This window comes from Streptomyces sp. NPDC058955, assembly GCF_042741435.1.
Taxonomy (GTDB): Bacteria; Actinomycetota; Actinomycetes; order Streptomycetales; family Streptomycetaceae; genus Streptomyces.
The window spans coordinates 28,724-34,313 of sequence record NZ_JBHYKM010000093.1; the positions used below are offsets into that span (position 1 = coordinate 28,724).

6 protein-coding genes are annotated in these 5,590 nt (G+C 75.1%); 2 read left to right on the forward strand and 4 right to left on the reverse strand.

Features of this window, described 5'->3' with window-relative positions:
• Positions 1-99: 99 nt before the first annotated feature.
• Genes ACFW1I_RS28425 through ACFW1I_RS28440 form a run of 4 tightly spaced genes read right to left on the reverse strand, consistent with a single transcriptional unit; the run spans position 100 to position 3,552 of the window.
• The gene (locus ACFW1I_RS28425) at positions 100-1,164 is read right to left on the reverse strand and encodes an NAD(P)H-dependent flavin oxidoreductase (RefSeq protein ID WP_384675199.1); all 1,065 of its coding nucleotides are present in this window, start codon (positions 1,162-1,164) and stop codon (positions 100-102) included.
• The gene (locus tag ACFW1I_RS28430; protein WP_384675201.1) at positions 1,161-1,934 is read right to left on the reverse strand and encodes a CoA-transferase subunit beta; all 774 of its coding nucleotides are present in this window, start codon (positions 1,932-1,934) and stop codon (positions 1,161-1,163) included. Before ACFW1I_RS28430 ends, ACFW1I_RS28425 begins: the two co-directional genes overlap by 4 nt.
• Positions 1,931-2,779, reverse strand: a complete 849-nt coding sequence (locus ACFW1I_RS28435; RefSeq protein ID WP_384675209.1) for a CoA transferase subunit A — start codon at positions 2,777-2,779, stop codon at positions 1,931-1,933. Before ACFW1I_RS28435 ends, ACFW1I_RS28430 begins: the two co-directional genes overlap by 4 nt.
• Before the next feature lie 14 nt (positions 2,780-2,793).
• The gene (locus ACFW1I_RS28440; protein ID WP_384675203.1) at positions 2,794-3,552 is read right to left on the reverse strand and encodes an enoyl-CoA hydratase family protein; all 759 of its coding nucleotides are present in this window, start codon (positions 3,550-3,552) and stop codon (positions 2,794-2,796) included.
• Positions 3,553-3,630: 78 nt separating this feature from the next.
• Here ACFW1I_RS28440 and ACFW1I_RS28445 point away from each other — a divergent pair, with 78 nt between their 5' ends.
• Together ACFW1I_RS28445 and ACFW1I_RS28450 are read left to right on the forward strand one after the other, a co-directional pair.
• Positions 3,631-4,410 carry an SDR family oxidoreductase gene (locus ACFW1I_RS28445; protein ID WP_384675205.1) on the forward strand — a complete coding sequence of 260 codons (780 nt, stop codon included), beginning with the start codon at positions 3,631-3,633 and terminating at the stop codon, positions 4,408-4,410.
• Positions 4,411-4,426: 16 nt separating this feature from the next.
• On the forward strand, positions 4,427-5,338 hold the full coding sequence (locus ACFW1I_RS28450; RefSeq protein WP_384675207.1) for an SDR family oxidoreductase: 912 nt from the start codon (positions 4,427-4,429) through the stop codon (positions 5,336-5,338).
• Positions 5,339-5,590: the final 252 nt, after the last annotated feature.

A 5,590-nucleotide genomic window follows, 5' to 3' on the forward strand; every position in this document is an offset into this window, starting at 1 on the left:
GTTGGGGGCGGTCGCCTCCGTCGACTCGCCGCTCGCCCGGTACGGGGGCCCGCCGGGGGGGCCGCCCCCCCCCGGCGCACGTCGTGCGTGCGGCGGCGGTCAGTCCGGGCGGGGCAGCGCGCGGAGCGCCGTCGCCGCCTCGGCCATGATCCGGTCGACGAGCTCGGCGCACGAGGGGAGGTCGTCGATCAGGCCGGCGACCTGGCCCGAGGCCATCACGCCGAGGTCGGTGCGGCCGTCCACCATCGACGCCTTCAGCATCATGGGGGTGTTGGCGGCGAGCAGGATCTGGCTCCAGGTCAGCTCCTTGCCGTGCTTCATCGCCAGGCCGTCCCGGACCATCCCGGTCCAGCTCATGCCGGACTCGCGCCGGAAGGCCGCCGCGTGCCGGACGGCCCGCAGCAGCGACGCGGTCCGGCCCGAGCGTTCCAGCGCGTCGACCAGCTCGCTCCTGAGCATCCGGTGCGGCAGCCCGTCGACCTTCGTGGTGACCGTGACGTCGCCCACCGCCGCCGCCAGATAGCGGGCCTTGACCGCCTCGGGGACGGTCGAGTCGGAGGTGAGCAGGAAGCGGGTGCCCATGGCGACCCCGGCCGCGCCGTAGGCGAGCGCGGCGACCAGGCCGCGCCCGTCGTGGAAGCCGCCGGCGGCGATCACCGGGATGTCCACGGCGTCCACCACCTGGGGGAGGAGGACCGTGGTGGCGACGCTGCCGGTGTGGCCGCCGCCCTCGCCGCCCTGGACCACGACCGCGTCCGCGCCCCACGCGGCGACCTTCTCCGCGTGCCGCCGGGCGCCGATCGAGGGGATCACGACCACGCCGGCGTCCTTGAGGCGGGCGATCAGCTCCCGGGAAGGCGCGAGCGCGAAGGAGGCGACCTTCACGCCCTCGTCGATGATGATCCGGACCCGCTCGGCGGCGTCGCCGGCGTCCGCCCGCAGATTGACCCCGAAGGGCGCGTCGGTACGGGACTTCACCTCGCGCACGGCGGACCGCAGCCCGTCCACGTCCATGGTCGCCGAGGCCAGGACGCCGAGCGCGCCCGCGTTCGCGGCGGCGGAGACCAGGCGGGGTCCGGCGACCCACCCCATGCCGGTCTGCACGATCGGGTGGCGCACCCCGACGAGCGCGGTGAGGGGGGTGGCGATCGTGGTGTCGCTCATCCGCGGACCTCGCGGTCCCGCAGGCCCCGGGGGTCGATCTCCTCGCGGATCAGGCGCAGTTCCTCCGCCGTGGGGTCCCGGGTGTACGGCACCTCCTCCGGTACGGCGAGCACGAAGCCGGTCGCCGCCCGCACCTCCTCGACGGTGACGCCCGGGTGGAGGGAGCGGAGCCGCATGGTGCGGTCCGGGGTCTCGAAGTCGAAGACGCCCAGGTCCGTGATGACGTCCGGGATCCGGTGGTAGCGGGTGGCGGACGGGCCGGCCGCCGCGGCCCGGTCGTAGCCGACGCCGCAGACCATGTCGACGCGCTCGACGAAGACCCGGGGCGAGTGCCGGGGGACCCAGTAACTCGTCGGGTTGTTCAGCGTGTTGACCGGCGCGCCGCGGACGCCGAGGAGCTGGCGCCGGGGCCGCTCCCAGTCGCCGATGCAGCTGATGTTCTGGTTGCCGTGCCGGTCGAGCTGGCTCGCGCCCATCATCACGTGCCGCCGTCCGGTGGCGACCAGGGCCAGGTGCTGCCGGTAGGGCAGCCAGCCCTCCACCACCCCGGGCGCGGCGCCGACCGCCGGCACGTCGCCGATGAGCAGCGCCTCGCCGTCGGTGAGCAGCAGGTCGGGGGAGAAGGTGCGCTTCGCGAGGCGGGCGCCGATCATCGGCACCGTACCCATGGGGCTGGCCAGGACCTCGCCCGCGTCCCGCCACGCCTCGGCGCAGGCCACCACGCAGTACTCGGCGCGGGTGGCCGTGGTGGTCGTGTCGCTGCCGCTCATGCTTCCTCCCCGTGGAACGCCGCCACCGCGGCCTGGTACGCGTCCTCGTCGCCGGAGAGGAACCGGGCGGTGAACTCCCGCCACGCCTCCGGGTCGCGGGCCGCGTCGACGTAGTGCCGCTGGAACGCCTCGTCCCGCTCGTGGTCGGGCGCGCACGAGGTGAAGTGCGCGCCGTTCGGCGTCTCGACGACCCCGTCGACGAACGCCCGCTTGAGCAGCAGCGTCTGCGGCCCGGCGTCCTTCAGCAGCTCGGAGGTCTCCACGATCCGCTCGCAGGAGACGTACGCCGCGTCGGCGGCCTCGCAGAACAGGTCGTCGAAGTACGGGTCGGGGCCCAGGTACTGGCCGTTGCCGTGCGCGTCGGCGCGGTTGAGGTGGACCAGCGCGGCGTCCAGGCGCAGCGCCGGGACGGCGACGAGCTCCTCGCGGTCCCCGTACGGGGAGGTGACGGTCCGCAGCGAGGGGTTGACGGTCATGACGTCCGAGGCGAGCCCGGCCCGGATCGGCATGAAGGGCAGCCGGTGCACGGCCGCCGTGAGCCCCCACATCATCATGGCCTCGTCCAGCTCGACCAGTTCGAACGCGCCGCGCTGCCGGGCCGCGCCGAAGTGCGGCTCCAGCGGGACGGAGTCGAGGGTGGCGAAGGCGGCGACCAGCTTGCGGATCTTCCCCGCCGCGGCGAGCAGCCCGACGTCGGGACCGCCGTACGAGACCACCGTCAGATCGGTGACGTCCGAGCGCAGCAGCGCCCGGACCAGCGCCATCGGCTTGCGCCGGGAGCCCCAGCCGCCGATGCCGATCGTCATCCCGCTGCGCAGCCGGCCGACGACCTCCTCGGCGGTCATCGTCTTGTCCTTGCTCACGACTGCTCCTCCTTCTTCTCGTTGCCGAAGGTGTCGCGGACGCGGTCGGCGACGCCGCTGAGATTGGCCTCGAAGGTGAAGCCCTGCTCGAAGCGGTAGCTGCGCCGGACGTCCACCGGGTCGATGCCGTTGATCGCGGCCTTGGCGAGCCGGACGAGCCGCCCGTCCTTGGCGGCGATCTCCCGGGCCAGGCCGAGGGCCGCCTCGCGCAGTCCGGCGCGCGGCACGACCCGCCACACCGAGCCGTGCCGGTGCAGCTCCTCCGCCGTGACCGTGCGGGAGGTGTAGTACAGGGCGCGCATCAGGTGCTGGGGGACGAGCCGGGCGAGGTGGGTGGCGGCGCCGAGCGCGCCCCGGTCCAGTTCGGGCAGGCCGAAGGTGGCGTCGTCGGAGGCGACGATCGCGTCGGCGTTGCCGACGAGGCCGATGCCGCCGCCGAGGCAGAAGCCGTGCACGGCGGCGACGACCGGCACCTCGCACTCGTAGACGGCGGCGAACGCCTCGGCGCAGCCGTGGTTGGCGCCGAGGATCGCCTCGGGGCCGGTCGCGCGCTGGAGCTCCTTGATGTCGACGCCGGCGTTGAAGCCGCGGCCCTCGGCGGTCAGGACGACGCAGCGCACCTTCGGGTCGGCGCCGGCGGCGCGGACGGCGGCGGCGAGGTCGTACCAGCCCTGGACCGGGAGGGCGTTGACCGGGGGGAAGTCGACGGTGACGACGGCGATGCCCTCGTCCGGGGCGGAGGTGGAGACACCCATGAGCAGATCAGCTACCTTTCCACCAAACGTTTGTTAGGTGGAAGATAGCAGCGGTACGGCCGCTGCGGGAGGTGTCCCTTGCCCGTGACCATCGATCTGTCCGGCTCCGTCGCCGTCGTCACCGGCGGCACCCGGGGCGTCGGCGCCGGAATCACCCGCGCGCTGCTCGAAGCCGGGGCGGAGGTGGTGACCTGCGCCCGCCGGGCCCCCGGCGAACCCGTCACGGCGGCCGGCCGCACCGCCCGCTTCCTCCCCGTCGACCTGCGCGACCCGGACGCCGTGACCGCCTTCTTCGAGCGGGTGCACGACGAGCACGGGCGCCTCGACACGCTGGTCAACAACGCCGGCGGCACCCCGTACCGGACGCTCGCCGACGGCGACCCCGCCCAGCACGCCCGGGTCCTCGAACTGAACCTCGTCGCCCCGCTGACCGCGTCGCTCGCCGCCCACCGGGTGATGAGCCGGCGGGACGGCGGCGGATCGATCGTCATGGTCGGCAGCGTCAGCGGCACCCGCCCGTCCCCGGGCTCCGCCGCGTACGGCGCCGCCAAGGCCGGCCTGGAGAACCTCGCCCGGTCGATGGCCGTGGAATGGGCGCCGCGCGTCCGGGTCAACACCCTCGTCCTCGGCATGGTCCGCACCGAACTCTCCCACCTGCACTACGGCGACGAGGACGGCATCGCCGCCGTCGGCCGCACCGTGCCGCTCGGCCGGCTCGCCGCCCCCGCCGACGTCGGCGACGCCTGCGTCTTCCTCGCCTCCGACCGCGCCGCGTACATCAGCGGCGCGGCGCTGCACGTCCACGGCGGCGGGGAACGTCCCGCGTTCCTCGACGCCGCCACCGCCAACCACCCCTGAAAGGCTGGACCTTCACATGACCGGACTCTGCGCGGAACGCGTCGTCGTCGTCACCGGAGCGGGCCGCGGCCTCGGGCGCGCCCACGCGCTCGCCTTCGCGGCGGAAGGCGCCAAGGTCGTCGTCAACGACCTCGGCGTCGGGCTCGACGGCACCGGGGGCGGCGCCGGACCCGCCCAGGACGTCGTCGACGAGATCAGGGCGGCGGGCGGGGACGCGGTCGCCCACGGCGGGGACATCGCCACGACGGAGGGGGCGGCCTCGCTGATCGCCGCCGCCGTCGACACGTACGGACGCCTCGACACGCTCGTCAACAACGCGGGCTTCCTCCGCGACCGGATGCTCGTCAACCTCGACGAGGACGACTGGGACGCCGTCATGCGCGTCCACCTCAAGGGCCACTTCCTGCCGTTGCGGCACGCCGCGGCGCACTGGCGCGCCGAGGCCAAGGCCGGTCGTGCGCCGCGGGCGCGGGTCGTCAACACCAGCTCCGGGGCGGGGCTGCTCGGCAGCGTCGGCCAGGGCAACTACGCGGCCGCCAAGGCGGGGATCGTCGGGCTGACGCTGGTCGCGGCGGCGGAGATGGGGCGGTACGGGGTGCAGGTCAACGCGATCGCGCCGGCGGCCCGTACCCGCATGACCGAGGCGGCCTTCGCGGAGGCCATGGCCGCGCCGGAGGGCGCCGCGTTCGACGCGATGGCGCCCGAGAACGTCTCGCCGCTGGTCGTCTGGCTCGGGTCCGACGCCTCGGCGGGGGTGACGGGCCGGGTCTTCGAGGCGGAGGGCGGCCGGATCACGGTCATGGAGGGCTGGCGCCCCGGCCCCACGGCCGACACGGGCGCCCGGCGCACTCCCGCGGAGGCGGGCGACACGGCCCTGAAGCTCCTCGCGGCGTCGACCCCGCCGCACCCGGTGTACGGAGCCCGCTGACTTTCCCTACCCCGTTGTGGGCATACGTTCCGCTACGGGCGGGCACGCGCCGTCCCCAGCCCGTTGTGGGCATGCGTTCCGCCGGGGCGGAACGGGTGGGCACAACGGGACGGCGCCCTTGCCGGCGCCGGAGGCTTCCGCGGCGGGGGCCCCCCCCGGCGGGGGGCCCCCTCCAGGTTGCGGGGGGGGGGGGGGACCCGGGAGGGCCCCCGGGTGGGGGCCGGCCCGTGGCCCCCCCCCCCCCGCCGCCGG